The organism is Acidovorax sp. FJL06 (genome assembly GCF_003852545.1).
Classification (GTDB): domain Bacteria; phylum Pseudomonadota; class Gammaproteobacteria; order Burkholderiales; family Burkholderiaceae_C; genus Acidovorax.
Window position 1 is genome coordinate 1 of the sequence record NZ_QAJR01000008.1, and the last position, 15544, is coordinate 15544.

A 15544-nucleotide genomic window follows, 5' to 3' on the forward strand; every position below is an offset into this window, starting at 1 on the left:
ATCTCACAACCCTAAACAACACCAGCCGGTGGCAGCCAAAGAAAGCGGACGCTCAACGTTTGAGTTAAGCGGCGCCGTCAGGCGTCCGCTTGAACAAAGGGTTAGGCGTCACCGTAGATGACTCTACTAGTACTTCTTTTGGACCCATTCGCGGAGCCAGATAACGCCGTCTTCGAGTTCTATGCACTGGAGGGCTGTCAGCCGGTTAACGGCCGAAGCGTACTGACCTTGGGTTAGCGGAGGCAACGTGTATCGTCCTCTGACTTCATTGGTCTTCACAAAACCCTCTTGCTCTGGAATTTTGTTCTTCCCGTTCCTGTGCTCCCACAGCGCCAAAATCGTGACGGCTTCCACATCCGAAAACTCCTCCACTGCCCCGCGCCAGACCTTGTTCCAGATGTAGAGGCCGGCAAGAACGACTGCTACTTGCGGGGCAACTGGCAATGTTGCCGCACCGAGGCCGGCTAGTGATACGTCCGGGACGATGTCAAGTAGTTTCCGCCAATTCAAGACTACGTTGCCTGGCTTGCGCGAACTCGCTTTCGGCGCGTCGTAGAGCGAGCTGATGGTGATCAGTTCGAGCGTGATTTCTGGTTCTGCTGGGGGCGTGACCCTGGCGAATGCGTCGACAAGCTGACGCAGCGCGTCTTCGGAAAGCTTTTGACCGATCGGGCCGAGTGCCGCATGTTCCAAGAGCTGTGCTCGCTTTGCGCGTGCTGCGTCTTTGTCGTATTCCATCGTCGGTGAGATCCCCGGGGAGTTGTTGTGTGACGCCTAACGTTTGAGCTCAGCGGGCGGCGAAGCCGTCCGCTGGAGCGACCAGTTATGCAGTGCGTCAGCGAGCGAGAAATGTACTTGGAGCATCGCCACGTATTCCGAAAGAACCCCAGCCGTTCTCCGGGGTGCCACTCACAAGCACATACTCTCTGACCGCTGGATCGAACAGCAGTCGGTAACTACCATCTTCAGCTACTACCCAAGCTGAGCGCACGACAGGGGCCGCTCGTTCGGCATCAGGCAGTATTCTGTCTTCGGAAAAGTACTCGAACGGGTAGGGATCCACCAACAAAGTTCGCATCGTTTCCAACTCCGCCGCGACTCGCTCTTTCGACCATGGCGTTCCATAAGTCGCGCCAGAAAGTGGCAACGTGTACTCAGCCAAATATCGCGCCATATCCTCAAGCACGGCTCGGCGCAGAGCATCCGGATCGACGTCAAAGTGCTGCATAACGAAATGTAGACCGCACCAAGCCGCAGGCCATATCTGGCGCCTGCGGTCTAAATTGGCACGCGAAAAGCGCCGCAAGGGGCTTGCAGCCTAGCTGCGCGGCACGTTCTCTGCATACAAATACAGTACTAAATTTGGTCATGAAACCCGCCGCCCCTCCTGTGTTGCGCGCGACACGGTTGCTGGATCAAGTCCGTGAGCGAATTCGTTACAAACACTATAGCCTGCGCACGGGGCTGGGCCACGCCATGGCGCCGTTCATCGTCAGACGACGGCTTTGTAGCTGTGCACTGGCCGGCTGCTCCGGGCCCTGAGCCGACAGTGATGGCTCAGGGCTCTAAGTGGTATGGGCCGCGCCAGTCTCGTGTGAAGCGCGCGGCGCACAGCGCCCAGGGCTGGGTTTGCTCTGGATCAGACTCCGCAGCCTCGCCCTCAGCAGCAGGGCTGTGATATTGATAAAATTGAGAATCAATATCATTCACAACAAGGCATTCCCCCATGAAAGCCATGGATCATGGCGCGGCTGCGCTGCTGCATCAGCGCGCCGGGTGCTCCGCATCCACCGGCCTGGACACGCTGCCCCTGCACGCCCAGGCGCTCGTGACCGGGCTGTTGCCTGCCCGCGATGCGCAGGAGCACAGCGTTCTGTTGCGCCTGCTGGAAATCGGTTTTCTGCCCGGTGAAACCGTGCGCGTGGTGGCACGCGGCGGGGTGGGGGGCGACCCCATCGCGGTGCGCGTGGGGCAGGTCACGTTTGCGCTGCGCAGGCAAGAGGCGTCCATGGTGCAGGTGCAGTGGCTGGATGCCGCCGGGCAGGCGCTGGAGGTGGCGGCATGAACGCACCCACGGCAGCGTCCGTGCCCCCGTCTGATGCCCCCTTGCGCATCGCGCTGCTGGGCAACCCCAACTGCGGCAAGACCGCGCTGTTCAACCTGCTCACCGGTGCGCGCCAGAAGGTGGCCAACTACGCGGGCGTGACGGTGGAGCGCAAGGAGGGCTTGCTGCAGACCGCCGCAGGCCGCCGCGTGCGGGTGCTCGACCTGCCGGGCGCCTACAGCCTGCACGCGCACAGCCTGGACGAGGCCATCACCCGCGACATCGTGCGCGGTCGGCGCGCGGGCGAACCCTTGCCCGATGTGCTGGTGTGCGTGACCGACGCCACCCACCTGCGCCTGAACCTGCGCCTGGTGCTGGAGGCCCGCGCCTTGGGCCTGCCCATGGTGCTGGTTCTCAACATGATGGACGTGGCCCAGCGCCAGGGCATAGAGATCGACCGCGAGGTGCTGGCGCGCGAGCTGGGCATGCCCGTGCTGGCCACCGTGGGCGTGCGCGGGGATGGCGCCCGGGAGCTGGTGCAGTGGCTGGACGGGGCCGACCTGCAGCACCTGCAGCGCCCGGTGGTGGCGGCCGGTGCGGCGGCACGGCTGGATGCGGGCGATCTGGACGCGCAGAACGATGTCATCCGCACGCACCAGGAGGTGCGGCGCATTCTGGATCGGGCCGTGCGTGTGCCTGTGGTGAGCCTGCGCGCCGACGACCGGATTGATGCGGTGGTGCTGCACCCGGTCTGGGGTTTGCTGATCCTGGCGGCCACGCTGTTCCTGATGTTCCAGGCGGTGTTCAGCTGGGCCGAATACCCCAAGTCCTGGATCCAGGCGGGTGTGGCCGGGCTCACGGCGCTGCTCAATGGTCACATGGCCGACGGCCCCTTGCGCAGCCTGCTGACCGACGGGGTGCTGGCGGGCGCGGGCGGGGTGCTGGTGTTCCTGCCGCAGATTTTGTTTTTGTTCCTGTTCATCCTGGCGCTGGAAGACTCGGGCTACCTGCCGCGCGCGGCGTTTTTGCTGGACCGTGTGATGGGCACGGTGGGGCTGTCGGGGCGCTCGTTCATCCCGCTGCTGTCGAGCTTTGCCTGCGCCGTGCCAGGGGTGATGGCCACGCGCTCGATCACGCACTGGCGCGACCGGCTGGTGACCATCATGATCGCCCCGCTCATGACCTGCTCGGCGCGCCTGCCGGTGTATGCGCTGCTGATTGCGGCCTTCATCCCCGAGCGCACGGTGGCGGGGGTGTTCAACCTGCAGGGCGTGGTGCTGTTCGGCCTGTACGTGGCGGGCATTGCCAGCGCCATGGCTGTGGCAGCGGTGGCCAAGCTGGCCCGCAGCGACACCCGTGCCACACCGCTGATGATGGAGCTGCCCGCCTACCGCTGGCCCAGCGTGCGGGGCCTGGCGTTTGGCCTGTACGAGCGGGCGCTGATCTTCATCAAGCGCGTGGGCGGCATCATCCTGGCCGTCACCGTGCTGCTGTGGTTTTTGTCCACCTACCCCGGCGCGCCGGAAGGCGCCACCCAGGCGGCCATCACCTACAGCTATGCGGGCCAGCTGGGTCGGTGGCTGGAGGTCATCGTGGCGCCGATTGGCTTCAACTGGCAGATCGCCATCGCCCTGGTGCCCGGCATGGCCGCGCGCGAGGTGGCGGTGAGCGCGCTGGGCACGGTGTATGCCTTGTCTGCCACGGGCGACGAGGCGGCCAACCAGTTGGGGGCGCTGGTGGCAGGCTCGTGGTCGCTGGCCACAGCGCTGTCGCTGATGGCCTGGTATGTGTTTGCGCCCCAGTGCATTTCCACCATCGCCGCCGTGCGGCGCGAGACCAATGGCTGGCGCTACCCGCTGCTGATGCTGGGCTATTTGTTTGCGCTGGCCTACGGTGCCAGTTTTGTGACCTACCGCGTGGCCCTGGCGCTGGGCGCGGGTTGAGGAGGCGTTTCGCATGGCCCAGCAACTCATCGTCGGTGTGATCGTCGCCGCCGCCGCGCTGTATGTGCTCTGGCGTTACCTGCCCGCGCGCTGGCGCCGGGCGCTGGGCCGGGTGCACCCGGGGCTGGCCGAGGTGCCCGGTTGTGGCGGGGGCGATGGGGGCGGTGGGGGATGCAGCAGCTGCGGCAGTTGTGGGGTGGCGCCCGATGCGGGGGCTGAAAAGCCCGTGGCCATGCCCGCGCGGCGCGGACCTGCACCGTAGCGGGTTGCTCTTGTTTTAATAGCTTTTTGCGCTTTGTGGGTGCGCGGAAAAGGCGGTTTTGTTCTATAAACGCCTGCGCTGTTGCACGCTTTGCTACTGGTAGAGCTGGCCTTCGCCCAGGGCCCGCAAGGCCTGTTGCAGGTTGGTGCGTGCCTGCGCCTCATAGCGCTGCGCAAAGTAGCCCGTGCCGTAGATCTGCGGGCGGTCCAGAAACCCTTGTAGTACCGCGCTGCGCCCCGCCACATAGCGCGGCCAGCGCACAAAGAAGTATTCGCGCCGCACGTTGCGCTCGAACTGGCGGTACACGGTGTCGCTCTGGCCGAGGATGGCCAGGTCGATGTCCACCACCCACAACGCGTCGCCCGTGAGCGGGCCCGGGGTGTGGCGGGTGTCCATCACATGCTGGTGCACGGCCTCGGCCAGTGTGGTGGGGAGCCCTTGGCTTAGCAGGAACTGGCGCGCCCAGTCGGCGCTGCGCGCCTCGTTGTGCCCGCTCCACGGGCAGTAGATGGCGTCGTGGTACCACAGGGCCAGCGCCACGGCATGGGGGTTATGGAGCACGCCGGGGTGCCGCTCTTGCACCGCCTGCAGGTGCCGCAGGCAGGCCCGCAGGTGCGTGGTGTCGTGGTAGGCCCGGGGCCAGCGGGCCCAGCTGCGCAGCAGGCGCCGGCCCTCGGCGCGCCAGGCGGGGGTGTCGCGCCCCAGCGCTTGGCCCAGGGCCTGCCAGTGCGCCAGCAGTTCGGCGCTGTGGGCGGGCTGGCGGCGCCAGGGCATGGGGCTGTCAGGCCAGCTTGCCCAGAAGCAGATATTCCATCAGTGCTTTCTGCACATGCATGGCGTTCTGGCTACGGCCCGCAGCCTCTGGCTGCTTCACGTCCGCTACGCGGACATGAGCCTGCGCCGAAACAGGCTGCTGGCGCTGGCGCGCCACCGCATTGCATTTCATGCAATACGGCCGAGCAAAAGGTACTCCATGAGCGCCTTCTGCACGTGCATCCTGTTTTCCGCCTCATCCCACACCACCGACTGCGGCCCGTCGATCACGTCGGCCTCGACCTCTTCGCCCCGGTGCGCGGGCAGACAGTGCATGAAGAGGGCATCGGGCTGGGCGGCGGCCATCATTTCGGCGTCCACGCACCAGTCGGCAAAGGCCTTTTTGCGCGCCTCGTTCTCGGCCTCGTAGCCCATGCTGGTCCACACGTCGGTGGTGACCAGGTCGGCGCCCTGGCAGGCTTCCATGGGGTTGCTAAAAAATTGATAGCTATCAGCGCTTATCCCGTGTGCGCCAGCGGCCAATTTCTCATCCACTTCATAGCCGCGCGGGGTGCTCACGTGCACCTTGAAGCCCAGCAGCGAGGCGGCCTGCAGCCAGGTGTTGGCCATGTTGTTGCCGTCGCCCACCCAGGCCACCGTCTTGCCCTGGATGGAACCCCGGTGCTCGATGTAGGTGAAGATGTCCGCCAGGATCTGGCAGGGGTGGTACTCGTTGGTCAGGCCGTTGATGACGGGCACACGCGAGTTGGCGGCAAAGCGCTCGATCTTGGCCTGCTCGTAGGTGCGGATCATCACCAGGTCGGTCATGCGGCTGATGACCTTGGCGCTGTCTTCGATGGGCTCGGCGCGGCCCAGCTGGCTGTCGCCCGTGGTCAGGTGCACCACCGAGCCGCCCAGCTGGTACATGCCCGCCTCGAAGCTCACGCGCGTGCGGGTGCTGGCTTTCTCGAAGATCATGGCCAGCGTGCGGTCCACCAGCGGGTGGTGCTTGTCGTAGGCCTTGAACTTCTTCTTGATGAGCGCGGCGCGCTCGAACAGGTAGGCGTATTCGTCGGCGGTGAGGTCGGTGAACTGCAGGTAGTGTTTCAGCGTCGTCATGACAATCTTGCTTTGCTTCATTCAGCCAGGATGGCTTTGACCAGCGGGGCCAGTATGGCGACGATGGCGTCGGCCTCGGCGGTGGTGAGGATCAGCGGGGGCACCAGGCGGATCACGCTGTCGGCCGTGACCGACAGCAAGAGGCCTGCCTCAGCCGCGCGGCCAATCAGGGCGCCGCAGGGCTTGTTCAGTTCGATGCCCAGCATCAGGCCCTGGCCGCGGATTTCCTTCACGCCCGGCAGGCTGCCCAGCTCGCGCTGCAAGGCGGCCCGCAGGTGGTCACCCACCTGGACGGCATTGTGCAGCAGGCCGTCTTCTTCCATGATGCGGATGGTCTCGACCCCGGCGCGCATGGCCAGCGGGTTGCCACCAAAGGTGGTGCCATGGTTGCCGGGCTGCAGCACGTGGGCGGCCTTGGGGCCCGCCACCACCGCGCCAATCGGCACGCCCGAGCCCAGGCCCTTGGCCAGGGGCATCACGTCGGGCACGATGCCGGCCCACTGGTGGGCAAACCACTTGCCCGTGCGGCCCATGCCGCACTGCACTTCGTCGATCATCATCAGCCAGCCGCGCTCGTCGCAGAGCTTGCGCAGCTGCTGCAGGTATTCGATGCGCATGGCGTTGATGCCGCCTTCGCCCTGGATGGTCTCGAAGAACACCGCCACCACGTTGGGGTTGCCCTCGGTGGCCTGCTTGATGGCCTCGATGTCGTTCATCGGCACGCGCACAAAGCCTTCGACCAGCGGGCCAAAGCCGTTGTGGATCTTGGGGTTGCCCGTGGCCGACATGGTGGCAATCGAGCGGCCATGGAAGGCCTTTTCGTACACCACGATCTCGGGTTTGGCGATGCCCTTGTCCACGCCGAACTTGCGCGCGATCTTGAGGGCCGCCTCGTTGGCTTCCAGGCCCGAGTTGCAGAAGAACACGTTCTGCATGCCCGACAGCTCCACCAGCTTGGCTGCAAGCGCCTCCTGGCCGGGCACGTGGTAGTAGTTGGAGGTGTGGATCAGCTTGGCGATCTGGTCCTGCAGCGCGGGCACCAGCCGGGGGTGGTTGTGGCCCAGCGTGTTCACCGCGATGCCGCCCAGGCCGTCGATGTATTCCTTGCCGTTCACGTCCCACACGCGGCAGCCCTGGCCGCGCTCCAGTGCGATCGGCACGCGGCCGTAGGTGTTCATCACGTGGGGCGAAGCGGCTTCGATGAAAGCGGTCATGCGGGAATCTCCAGACGGTACGGTGGCAAAAATCGAAGCACGATTCTAGGGGGCGCACGGTGATCGTCTGTTGACGATTGCGCATTACTGCAATGCAGGCTGCTACCAGGGATTTGCGCCAGATTCCCGGTGCTGGCGATGGATTAGAGGCCCAGCTCTTATATAAGAGTTAGAATGTCGCGTTGCGGTGCAGCACGCAGTGATCCTGTGTCTGGCGCGCTCACTACCACTCCAATCCCCGATGGTTTCCCCCTCCTCCAAAGAAGTCTTCATCCAGGGCATCACCCACGACGGGAAAACCTTTCGTCCCAGCGACTGGGCCGAACGGCTGGCCGGGGTGATGAGCAGCTTTCGCCCGGGCGGTGCCCGGCCCGGCAGCCACCTGAGCTATTCGCCCTGGTGCATTCCCACCACGCTCAATGGCATCAAGTGTGTGGTGGTGCACCGCGATCTGCAGGGGCACGAGCCCATGGCCTGGGATTTCGTCATCAACTTCGCCCGCGACAACAACCTGCAGGTGGCCGAGGCCTGCCTGCTGCCCGACCCGCCCGCCGCCAAGGGCTGAGGCGCTCAGTTTCCCCTTCAGCTTCCCTTGCTCGCCTTCAGCCGGGGCACGCCGCCTGCTGGGCTGGCGCGCAGCAACTGGTCGGCCTGCAGCCGGCCCATCCAGGCTTTTTCCACAAACGGGTCCGTCACGCCGTAGTGCCCGTGCTTCACACGCATGAGCAGGTTGGCCGAGGTCATCATGCCGATGATGCCCTGCACCTCCTGGGCCGTGACCTCGCGGCCGATCTGCGCCGCATAGGCCTTGAGCGCCTCGCTGGTGAACACGCCCTTCACGTCGCCGCCAATGCTGCAGATGCGCGAGAACACGGCCTCGGCCAGCGGGCCCATGGCTTCCACCTTCTGCAGTTCCACATCGGCCGCCGCTGCCCCCAGGGACTGGGCGATGGTGGGCAGGTGTTCGTCGGGCAGGGCGTCCGGCGGCAGGCTGCGCAGCACGTTGAGCGCCTTCATCAGCTCCTCGGGCCGGCTGCCCATGCTGCGAAAAGCGGCCTCGGTGACCTCTGCCGAAGGCAGCATGGCGCCCAGTTGCGGGCGGACCTGCGCCAGCACATAGTCGATGAAGTCCCGCCCCAGCACCGGAAATTCGTTGGTCACCGCGCCGTTGAAGGCCTGGTTGCCCTTGAGCGTGAGCTCCTGCACACGCGCACGGTGCGAGCCGGTGCCAATGAAAAGGAAATGGCCCGGTGTGCCCGGGCGGGTGTTGATGGCGTCGCGCGCGGCTTTGAGTGCGTGCAGCAGGTGGTCGCCGTCGGCGCTGCCCAATGCGTGCTGCACCTCGTCCACGATGAGCACCACGTCGGTTTGGGCCTGGTCGATCAGCTCCTGGAACGCCTGGGCCAGGCTCACGCCATCGTCCTTGCCCACGTCCGCGAGCTTGAAGCCGAACTTGAAACCCGCCGCGCCGGCTTCGAGGTTGGTCACCTGCTTGAGCCGCTTCAGGAGGCCTGAGCCGGGCATCTGCAGCTCCTTGAGCGTCTTGCGGATGGCCTCGTGCACCAGGTCGGCCGGGTTGGCCTGGGGCTGGCTCCACAGGTCCACATACACCACGATGGCGCCCAGGGCCTCCAGCGCGGGGATCAGGTCGGTGGCCAGGAAGGTGGTCTTGCCCACGCGCCGCTGGCCCGACAGGAACAGGCCGGAGCGCAGCGAGGTGTCCAGGAAGGAGGGCCGTAGCAGCTGTGTGGCCATCTGCTCGGCGAGGGCGGTGCGGCGGAAGGTCATGGTTTATTGGTTTTTATGAAATTCCAATAATTATGCTTTGCCACTAATTTTTGATAAAGCCCGCCGGTATGGCCTGCGTGGCTGGTAGGGCGATGGTGTCAGCAAGGCCCGGAAACGAAAAAACCGCCCGAAGGCGGTTTGTTCGTTTTTGCTGGCAGCGCACCCGTTACAAACGGCGAACGGCGCGGGCCGTCCGGGCTGTTTGCCTGCCGGGGCAGGCGGTGAGTTTTTAAGCGGAAGCGAGTGCCAGGGCTTTCACCTTGGCAGACAGACGGCTCTTGTCGCGAGCGGCCTTGTTCTTGTGGAAGATGCCCTTGTCAGCCACGGTGTCGACCACGGCTTGCATCTTGGCGAACAGTTCGGTCGCCTTGGTCTTGTCGCCAGCCAGAACAGCCTTTTCGACGTTCTTGACAGCGGTACGGTACTTGGAGCGCAGCGAGGTGTTCGCAGCGTTGATCTTGACGTCCTGGCGGACGCGCTTGCGGCCCGATGCCAGGCGGGGGTTCTTCTTTTTGGGTTTAGCGGATGCCATTATTTAGTTCCTTGGGTCTGAGGATGATGCCAGCAAAGCCCGCAATTATAGCCCAGGGACGATTTTCTGCCACTCCCTCGCTGGAAACCGATGCGGCTTCGTCGCAGGCGCCCCCATGGGGCCGGCTTGGCCCGGCCACGGGGCGCGCGATCTGGGGGGATGATCATCCAGGGCTACACTTCTTGCGGTGTCGTTATTCAAAGCCGCCTCCACCGTTTCCCTGTTGACCCTCGCCTCCCGCATCACCGGGCTGGTGCGCGAGCTGCTCATGGCCTCCGTCTTCGGGGTCAGCGCCATGACGGACGCCTTCAACGTGGCGTTCCGCATTCCCAACCTGTTCCGCCGGGTGCTGGGCGAGGGCGCCTTCAGCCAGGCGTTTGTGCCCGTGCTGGCCGCCACCCGCGCGCAAGAGGGAGACGACGGCGCCCGGGCGCTGATCGACCATGTGGGCACGCTGCTGGCCTGGACGCTGGTGCTTGTGTGCATTGCCGGCGTGCTGGGCGCGCCGTGGATGGTGTGGGCCATGGCCAGCGGGCTCCAGCCCCAGGGGTTTGACGCCGCCGTCACCATGACGCGCTGGATGTTCCCCTACATCGGCTTCATGTCGCTGGTCGCGCTGGCCGGGGGCATCCTCAACACCTGGAAGAAGTTTGCTGTGCCGGCGGCTTCGCCCGTGCTGCTCAACATCGCGCTGATCCTGTCCATCACGCTGGGCGCGCCTTTGTTTGCACGCCACGGCATCGAGCCCATCTATGCCCAGGCGGCGGGCGTGATGCTGGGCGGTCTGCTGCAGCTGGCTTTGCAAGTGCCCGCGCTGCTGCGCCTGGGGCTGTTGCCACGCATCGGCGTGCGCTGGGCGGCCATCCGCGCGGCCTGGGCCGACCCCACCACGCGCAAGGTGGCCCGCCTGATGCTGCCCGCGCTGCTGGGGGTGAGCGTGGCGCAGATCTCGCTGCTCATCAACACGCAGATCGCCTCGCACCTGGCCACGGGCAGCGTGAGCTGGATCACCTATGCCGACCGCCTGATGGAGCTGCCCACGGCGCTGCTGGGCGTGGCGCTGGGCGTGGTGCTGATGCCGCAGCTGGCCGGCGCCCGCGCCAAGCAGGACGACGAGCGCTACTCGGCCATGCTCGACTGGGGGCTGCGCCTGGTGGTGCTGCTGTCGGTGCCCTGCATGGTGGCTTTGCTGGTGTTCTCCGAGCCGCTGGTGGCGGTGCTGTACCACTATGGCGCTTTTGGTGACGAAGACGTGCGCAAGACCACGCTGGCGCTGACGGGCTACGGCGCGGGCCTGGTGGGCATCGTGGCCATCAAGGTGCTGGCGCCGGGCTTTTATGCCAAGCACGACATGCGCACCCCCATGCTGATTGCCGTGGCGGTGCTGGTGCTCACGCAGCTGATGAACCTGGTGCTCGTGCCCTACCTGCAGCATGCGGCCTTGACGCTGACCATTGGCATCGGCGCGCTCATCAACGCCACCTGGCTGTTGGTGGGCCTGCTGCGGCGCGGCAGCTACCAGCCCCTGCCGGGCTGGGGCAAGTTCGCGCTGCAGGTGATTGCTGCGAGCGCCTTGCTGGCGGTGCTGCTGGGGTGGGGCGCGCAGCATTTCGACTGGGTGGAGATGCGGGGCAAAACCCTGCAGCGCATCGGGTTGCTGGCCGCGCTGATGGTGGCGGCCGCCGTGCTGTACTTCGGTGCGCTCTGGGCGGCGGGCCTCAAGCTGCGCCACATGCTGCGGCGTTGACCGGCAGGGCGCCCCCAGGACCGCTCCATATGCTCCGCAAAGCCCGGCCTCCTGCTGCTTGACGCCGCCGGGCGGGGCCTTTACAACTTCACCATGTCCCTCAGCTATTCCGTGCCCACCTCGCTGGAGTACTTTGCATCGCTGGTGCAAAGCGATGAGCACTTTCCGCTGCTGGAGGCCGCTGCGAGCCTGGCCCAGGACGAATACCCCGAATTCGATGTGCAGCAACTGCTGGGCGACCTGGACCAGCTGCTCGCGCGCATACAGCGCCGCCTGCCGGCCGATGCCCCCGCGCTGCAGCGCCTGCGCACGCTCAACCAGTTCTTTTTTGCCGACCTGGGCTTTGGCGGCAACATCAACAACTACTACGACCCTGAAAACAGCTACCTCAATGCCGTGCTGCGCACGCGCCGGGGCATCCCCATCAGCCTGGCGGTGCTGTGGATGGAGCTGGCCCAGGGCCTGGGCCTGCATGCGCGCGGCATTGCGTTTCCGGGGCACTTCATGGTCAAGGTGCTGCTGCCCAAGGGCCAGGTGGTGCTGGACCCGATCTCGGGCCAGTCATTGAGCCGCGAAGAGTTGGCCGAGCGGCTGGAGCCCTACAAGCGCCGCAATGGCCTGGTGGACGACTACGACGTGCCGCTGGGCCTGTACCTGCAGGCCGCCACGCCGCGCGACATCATTGCGCGCATGCTGCGCAACCTGAAGGAAGTGCACCGCACCCAGCAGGATTGGCAGCGCCTGATCGCCGTGCTCGACCGGCTCATCGTGCTGCTGCCCGAGGCCTGGGGCGAGCGGCGCGACCGGGGGCTGGCCCATGCCGAGCGGGGCAACACCGCCGACGCCGTGGCCGATCTGGAGGCCTACCTGGCCCATGCCGAGGACGGGCTCGACATCGACCTGATCGCCGACCGCCTGAGCGCGCTGCGCCGGGCTGGCGACTGAGCGATCCGCGATCAACCCCCCGTTCAGGCTGAGCGTGAACGGTTGGGGGCATTTGATCGCAAGTTTCTAAACGCAACCTGGCGTCAGAACGGCGCGCTGCCCGCCGGAAGCGCCGCCTGCAGCTGCGCTACCTGCCGGCGCAGCTCGGTGTTTTCTGCCGTGAGTTCCGCCACGCGGCTGCGCAGGGTGTGCAGTTCGTCGGCACCGCCCTCGGCGCTCGATGTGGTTTCAGTGGTTTCCGCAGCCGATTTTTCTTCGGACGGCGCTTCGTCGCGCGGCTTGCGCTTGTTCGATTCACGCACGCGCTTGGCGGCCTGCTTGAGTTCGTCCTTGCCCGCCACCACGGCCGCCACCTGCTCTTCGGCGGGCAGGGTGGCCACGGCGGCTGCGGCATTGATGGAGATGGTGCCGGACTTCACGGCGGCCACCAGCTCCGGCGCGGCCTGCTTCTGGATCTTCTCGATCATCACCACCTGGCTGCTGCTCAGGCGTGCGGCCTTGGCAATGGCCTCGCGGCTGCTCAAGGGGTCGGGGGCGGGCAGCGCGGCCATGGCTTCGGGGGCGGCTGCCGGCACCTCGGCTGTGGTGGAGGCGGCTGATTCGGTCGGCTCCGGTGCGGTGCTGGCCCGTGCCTTGCGGTCGGAGATGATCTCGCGCTTGCGCAGCGCCAGCACGCCGCGCTGGAAGTCCGACACGCTGCGCCGACCCAGGTGCTGGTCGATCATCCACAGGTGCACGTCTTCCATTGACGTGAAGCGCGGGTTCTGCACGGTCTGGAAAGGCAGACCGTGCTTTTGGCAGATGCCATAGCGGTTGTGGCCGTCCACCAGCACATCGCCCCACAGCACCAGCGCGTCGCGGCAGCCTTCGGTGAGGATGCTGCGCTCCAGCGCATCGTGCTCGTCGGGGGTCAGGGGTTCGATGTAGGCTTTGAGTTCTTCGTTGACGACGATGTTCATGGTGGCAGGCGGGTCCGGGGAGCTGGGCAAGGGGCGGCATTGTAGTGGTGCCCGCCACCGGACCTACCGATCCCGCGTGTCCCGCAGCGCCAGCCAGCCCGCCACCGCCGTGAAGGCGACGACCACGGCCACGATGATCCAGAAGCCATGCGGGTCGGCCGACAGCGGTACGCCCCCCACGTTCATCCCGAAAAGCCCGGCCAGGATGTTGATGGGCAGGGCCAGCACGGTGACCACCGTCAGCACGAACAGGCTGCGGCTGTTGGCCTCCTGCACGCTGGCGGCAATTTCTTCCTGCAGCAGCTTGATGCGCTCCTGCAGGCCCTGCATGTCGCGCAGCACCACCGAAAACTCTTCGGTCGAATCCCGCAGCTCTTGCGCGTCGTCCGCCCCCATCCAGGCGGGCGGGTGCTGCAGCAGGCGAAACAGCGCCGCAGGTTCGGGCGCCAGCAGCCGCTGCAGGCGCACGAGCAGGCGCCGCAGCACGCCCAGGCGGGCGCGCTTGTGGTCCAGGCGGCCGGCCAGCAGCGCGTCTTCCACGTCGTCGATGCGCTGGGTCACGCCGCGCACGATGTCCACCAGGCCCGAGGCCTGCGTGCGCATCAGCTCGGCCAGCAGGGCCACGCTGGAGCTGGGGGCGTTGCCGCTGCGCACAGCGGTGCGCAGCGCGTCCACCGAGCGCAGCGGGCGGGTGCGCCCTGTCACCATCAGGTGGGGGGCCACGCTGGTCCACAGGGTGGCGATGTCCGAAGGCTCGAACGCAAAGTCGAAATGGGCGTCGTTGAGCACCGCAATCAGCGTGTCGTCGTCGCGCTCGATGCGGGTGGAGACCGAGCGGTCCTTGAGCGCGTCGAAAAACGCCTCGGGCAGGCGGGCATGGCGCTCCATCCAGCGCACGGCCTGGGCGTGGCTCAGGTTGAAGTGCAGCCACAGGAACTGGCCTTGCGGCGCCGTCCCGGCCTGCAGGCCCGCCAACCATTGCGCAGCCTGGGCCGAATCCACCTCGCGCGGCGTGGCATCGGCACCGAGCAGGTAGCCGCAGATCAGCCCTGCGGCATCCCCGCCATAGTTCAGGCTGGTGCCGGCAGCAAGGGCTGCGGGGGCGGGAGAAGGGGGAGGGGCAGCAAGCGGCACGGGCCTGGATCGTGGCCTGCCGGCATGACAACGTTGTGACAGATCGCGCCGATGTCACGGCGCTGTCACTGCGGCGCACCACCATGGCGCATCTGTTTTGTACCGCCGGATGGCCGCCCATGTTCTACAACAACGCCCTTGACTCCCAGGAACTGATGCAGCGCATCGCCAACGACCTCATCGACAGCTACGACGAGGAGCTGGAGCTGGAGATCGAAGACCGCGAGGTGGACGACATCGGCGCCCCCACCGCTGCCGACAAGCTGGCGCGCCAGCAGTATTTCAAGGAGCTGTTCCGCCTGCAGGGCGAGCTGGTCAAGCTGCAGGACTGGGTGCAGCACAGCCGCGAGAAGGTGGTGATCCTGTTCGAGGGGCGCGACGCCGCCGGCAAGGGCGGCGTGATCAAGCGCATCACCCAGCGCCTGAATCCGCGCGTGGCCCGTGTGGCGGCGCTGCCTGCGCCCAACGACCGCGAGCGCACGCAGTGGTACTTCCAGCGCTATGTGGCGCACCTGCCGGCCGCCGGTGAGATGGTGCTGTTCGACCGCAGCTGGTACAACCGCGCGGGCGTCGAGCGGGTCATGGGCTTTTGCAGCGACGACGAGTACGAAGAATTCTTCCGCACCGTGCCCGATTTTGAAAAGATGCTGGTGCGCTCGGGCATCCGGCTCATCAAATACTGGTTCTCCATCACCGACGAGGAGCAGCACCTGCGCTTTCTCGGCCGCATCCACGACCCGCTCAAGCAGTGGAAGCTCAGCCCCATGGACCTGGAAAGCCGCGTGCGCTGGGAGGCCTACACCAAGGCCAAAGAGACGATGCTGGAGCGCACCCACATCCCCGAAGCGCCCTGGTGGGTGGTGCAGGCGGTGGACAAGAAAAAGGCGCGCCTGAACTGCATCGCCCACCTGCTGGCGCAGATGCCTTACCAGGAAGTGCCCCACCCCGCCGTGGTGCTGCCCGACCGGGTGCGCAACCCCGAGTACCTGCGCCAGCCCGTGCCGGGCAGCATGTACGTGCCGGAAATCTACTGAATTCCGTGGGTGCAGTGGGCCGCGATGGCGTGGGATGGTTGCTATTGATTGAATAGCTTAAAGCGCATGT

General features: G+C 66.0%; 17 protein-coding genes. 7 read left to right on the plus strand and 10 right to left on the minus strand.

The window, feature by feature from the left end:
- Window positions 1-126 precede the first annotated feature (126 nt).
- A complete protein-coding gene (locus DBV10_RS04995) occupies window positions 127-738 on the minus strand; it encodes a hypothetical protein (RefSeq protein WP_124511240.1) in 612 nt (203 codons plus the stop codon).
- Between the two features lie 97 nt (window positions 739-835).
- Entirely contained in the window at window positions 836-1228 is a 393-nt protein-coding gene (locus tag DBV10_RS05000) for a hypothetical protein (RefSeq protein ID WP_124511242.1), read from the minus strand.
- Window positions 1229-1726: 498 nt separating this feature from the next.
- Here DBV10_RS05000 and DBV10_RS05010 point away from each other — a divergent pair, with 498 nt between their 5' ends.
- The 3 genes from DBV10_RS05010 to DBV10_RS05020 are packed head-to-tail and all read left to right on the plus strand — an operon-like array spanning window position 1727 to window position 4249.
- Window positions 1727-2065, plus strand: coding sequence for a ferrous iron transport protein A (locus DBV10_RS05010; protein WP_370451099.1), 339 nt, complete (start codon window positions 1727-1729; stop codon window positions 2063-2065).
- Complete coding sequence (locus DBV10_RS05015) at window positions 2062-3987, plus strand: ferrous iron transporter B (protein WP_124511244.1); 1926 nt, start codon at window positions 2062-2064, stop codon at window positions 3985-3987. The genes DBV10_RS05010 and DBV10_RS05015 overlap by 4 nt, the downstream gene beginning before the upstream one ends.
- A 13-nt stretch (window positions 3988-4000) precedes the next feature.
- Window positions 4001-4249 (plus strand): hypothetical protein, encoded by a 249-nt coding sequence (locus tag DBV10_RS05020; protein WP_199740042.1) that lies wholly within the window; start codon window positions 4001-4003, stop codon window positions 4247-4249.
- A 93-nt stretch (window positions 4250-4342) separates the two neighbouring features.
- Here DBV10_RS05020 and DBV10_RS05025 read toward each other — a convergent pair whose 3' ends face one another.
- The 4 genes from DBV10_RS05025 to DBV10_RS05035 are packed head-to-tail and all read right to left on the minus strand — an operon-like array spanning window position 4343 to window position 7335.
- Entirely contained in the window at window positions 4343-5023 is a 681-nt protein-coding gene (locus DBV10_RS05025) for a hypothetical protein (RefSeq protein ID WP_124511246.1), read from the minus strand.
- 7 nt (window positions 5024-5030) lie between these two features.
- On the minus strand, window positions 5031-5195 hold the full coding sequence (locus DBV10_RS22845) for a hypothetical protein (protein WP_199740041.1): 165 nt from the start codon (window positions 5193-5195) through the stop codon (window positions 5031-5033).
- Window positions 5192-6121 (minus strand): ornithine carbamoyltransferase, encoded by a 930-nt coding sequence (gene argF, locus DBV10_RS05030; RefSeq protein ID WP_233589810.1) that lies wholly within the window; start codon window positions 6119-6121, stop codon window positions 5192-5194. Before argF ends, DBV10_RS22845 begins: the two co-directional genes overlap by 4 nt.
- Before the next feature lie 17 nt (window positions 6122-6138).
- Window positions 6139-7335 (minus strand): aspartate aminotransferase family protein, encoded by a 1197-nt coding sequence (locus DBV10_RS05035; protein WP_124511250.1) that lies wholly within the window; start codon window positions 7333-7335, stop codon window positions 6139-6141.
- A 241-nt stretch (window positions 7336-7576) separates the two neighbouring features.
- Here DBV10_RS05035 and DBV10_RS05040 point away from each other — a divergent pair, with 241 nt between their 5' ends.
- Window positions 7577-7900 (plus strand): DUF3579 domain-containing protein, encoded by a 324-nt coding sequence (locus DBV10_RS05040; protein WP_124511252.1) that lies wholly within the window; start codon window positions 7577-7579, stop codon window positions 7898-7900.
- Window positions 7901-7917: 17 nt separating this feature from the next.
- On the opposite strand, the gene DBV10_RS05045 is transcribed toward DBV10_RS05040, so the two are convergent.
- Window positions 7918-9123 (minus strand): AAA family ATPase, encoded by a 1206-nt coding sequence (locus DBV10_RS05045; protein ID WP_124511254.1) that lies wholly within the window; start codon window positions 9121-9123, stop codon window positions 7918-7920.
- A gap of 229 nt (window positions 9124-9352) precedes the next feature.
- Entirely contained in the window at window positions 9353-9655 is a 303-nt protein-coding gene (gene rpsT, locus DBV10_RS05050; RefSeq protein WP_124511256.1) for a 30S ribosomal protein S20, read from the minus strand.
- A 187-nt stretch (window positions 9656-9842) separates the two neighbouring features.
- Here rpsT and murJ point away from each other — a divergent pair, with 187 nt between their 5' ends.
- Both murJ and DBV10_RS05060 read left to right on the plus strand, forming a co-directional pair.
- Window positions 9843-11402, plus strand: a complete 1560-nt coding sequence (gene murJ, locus DBV10_RS05055) for a murein biosynthesis integral membrane protein MurJ (protein WP_124511258.1) — start codon at window positions 9843-9845, stop codon at window positions 11400-11402.
- 93 nt (window positions 11403-11495) lie between these two features.
- Entirely contained in the window at window positions 11496-12347 is an 852-nt protein-coding gene (locus DBV10_RS05060; RefSeq protein WP_124511260.1) for a SirB1 family protein, read from the plus strand.
- Between the two features lie 83 nt (window positions 12348-12430).
- Here the strand turns inward: DBV10_RS05060 and DBV10_RS05065 are convergent, their stop codons facing one another.
- Complete coding sequence (locus DBV10_RS05065; RefSeq protein WP_124511315.1) at window positions 12431-13306, minus strand: plasmid replication/partition related protein; 876 nt, start codon at window positions 13304-13306, stop codon at window positions 12431-12433.
- Window positions 13307-13369: 63 nt separating this feature from the next.
- Window positions 13370-14440, minus strand: coding sequence for a transporter (locus DBV10_RS05070; protein ID WP_370451100.1), 1071 nt, complete (start codon window positions 14438-14440; stop codon window positions 13370-13372).
- A 119-nt stretch (window positions 14441-14559) separates the two neighbouring features.
- On the opposite strand from DBV10_RS05070, the gene ppk2 reads away from it, so the two are divergent.
- On the plus strand, window positions 14560-15474 hold the full coding sequence (gene ppk2, locus DBV10_RS05075) for a polyphosphate kinase 2 (RefSeq protein WP_124511322.1): 915 nt from the start codon (window positions 14560-14562) through the stop codon (window positions 15472-15474).
- The last annotated feature ends 70 nt before the right edge of the window (window positions 15475-15544 follow it).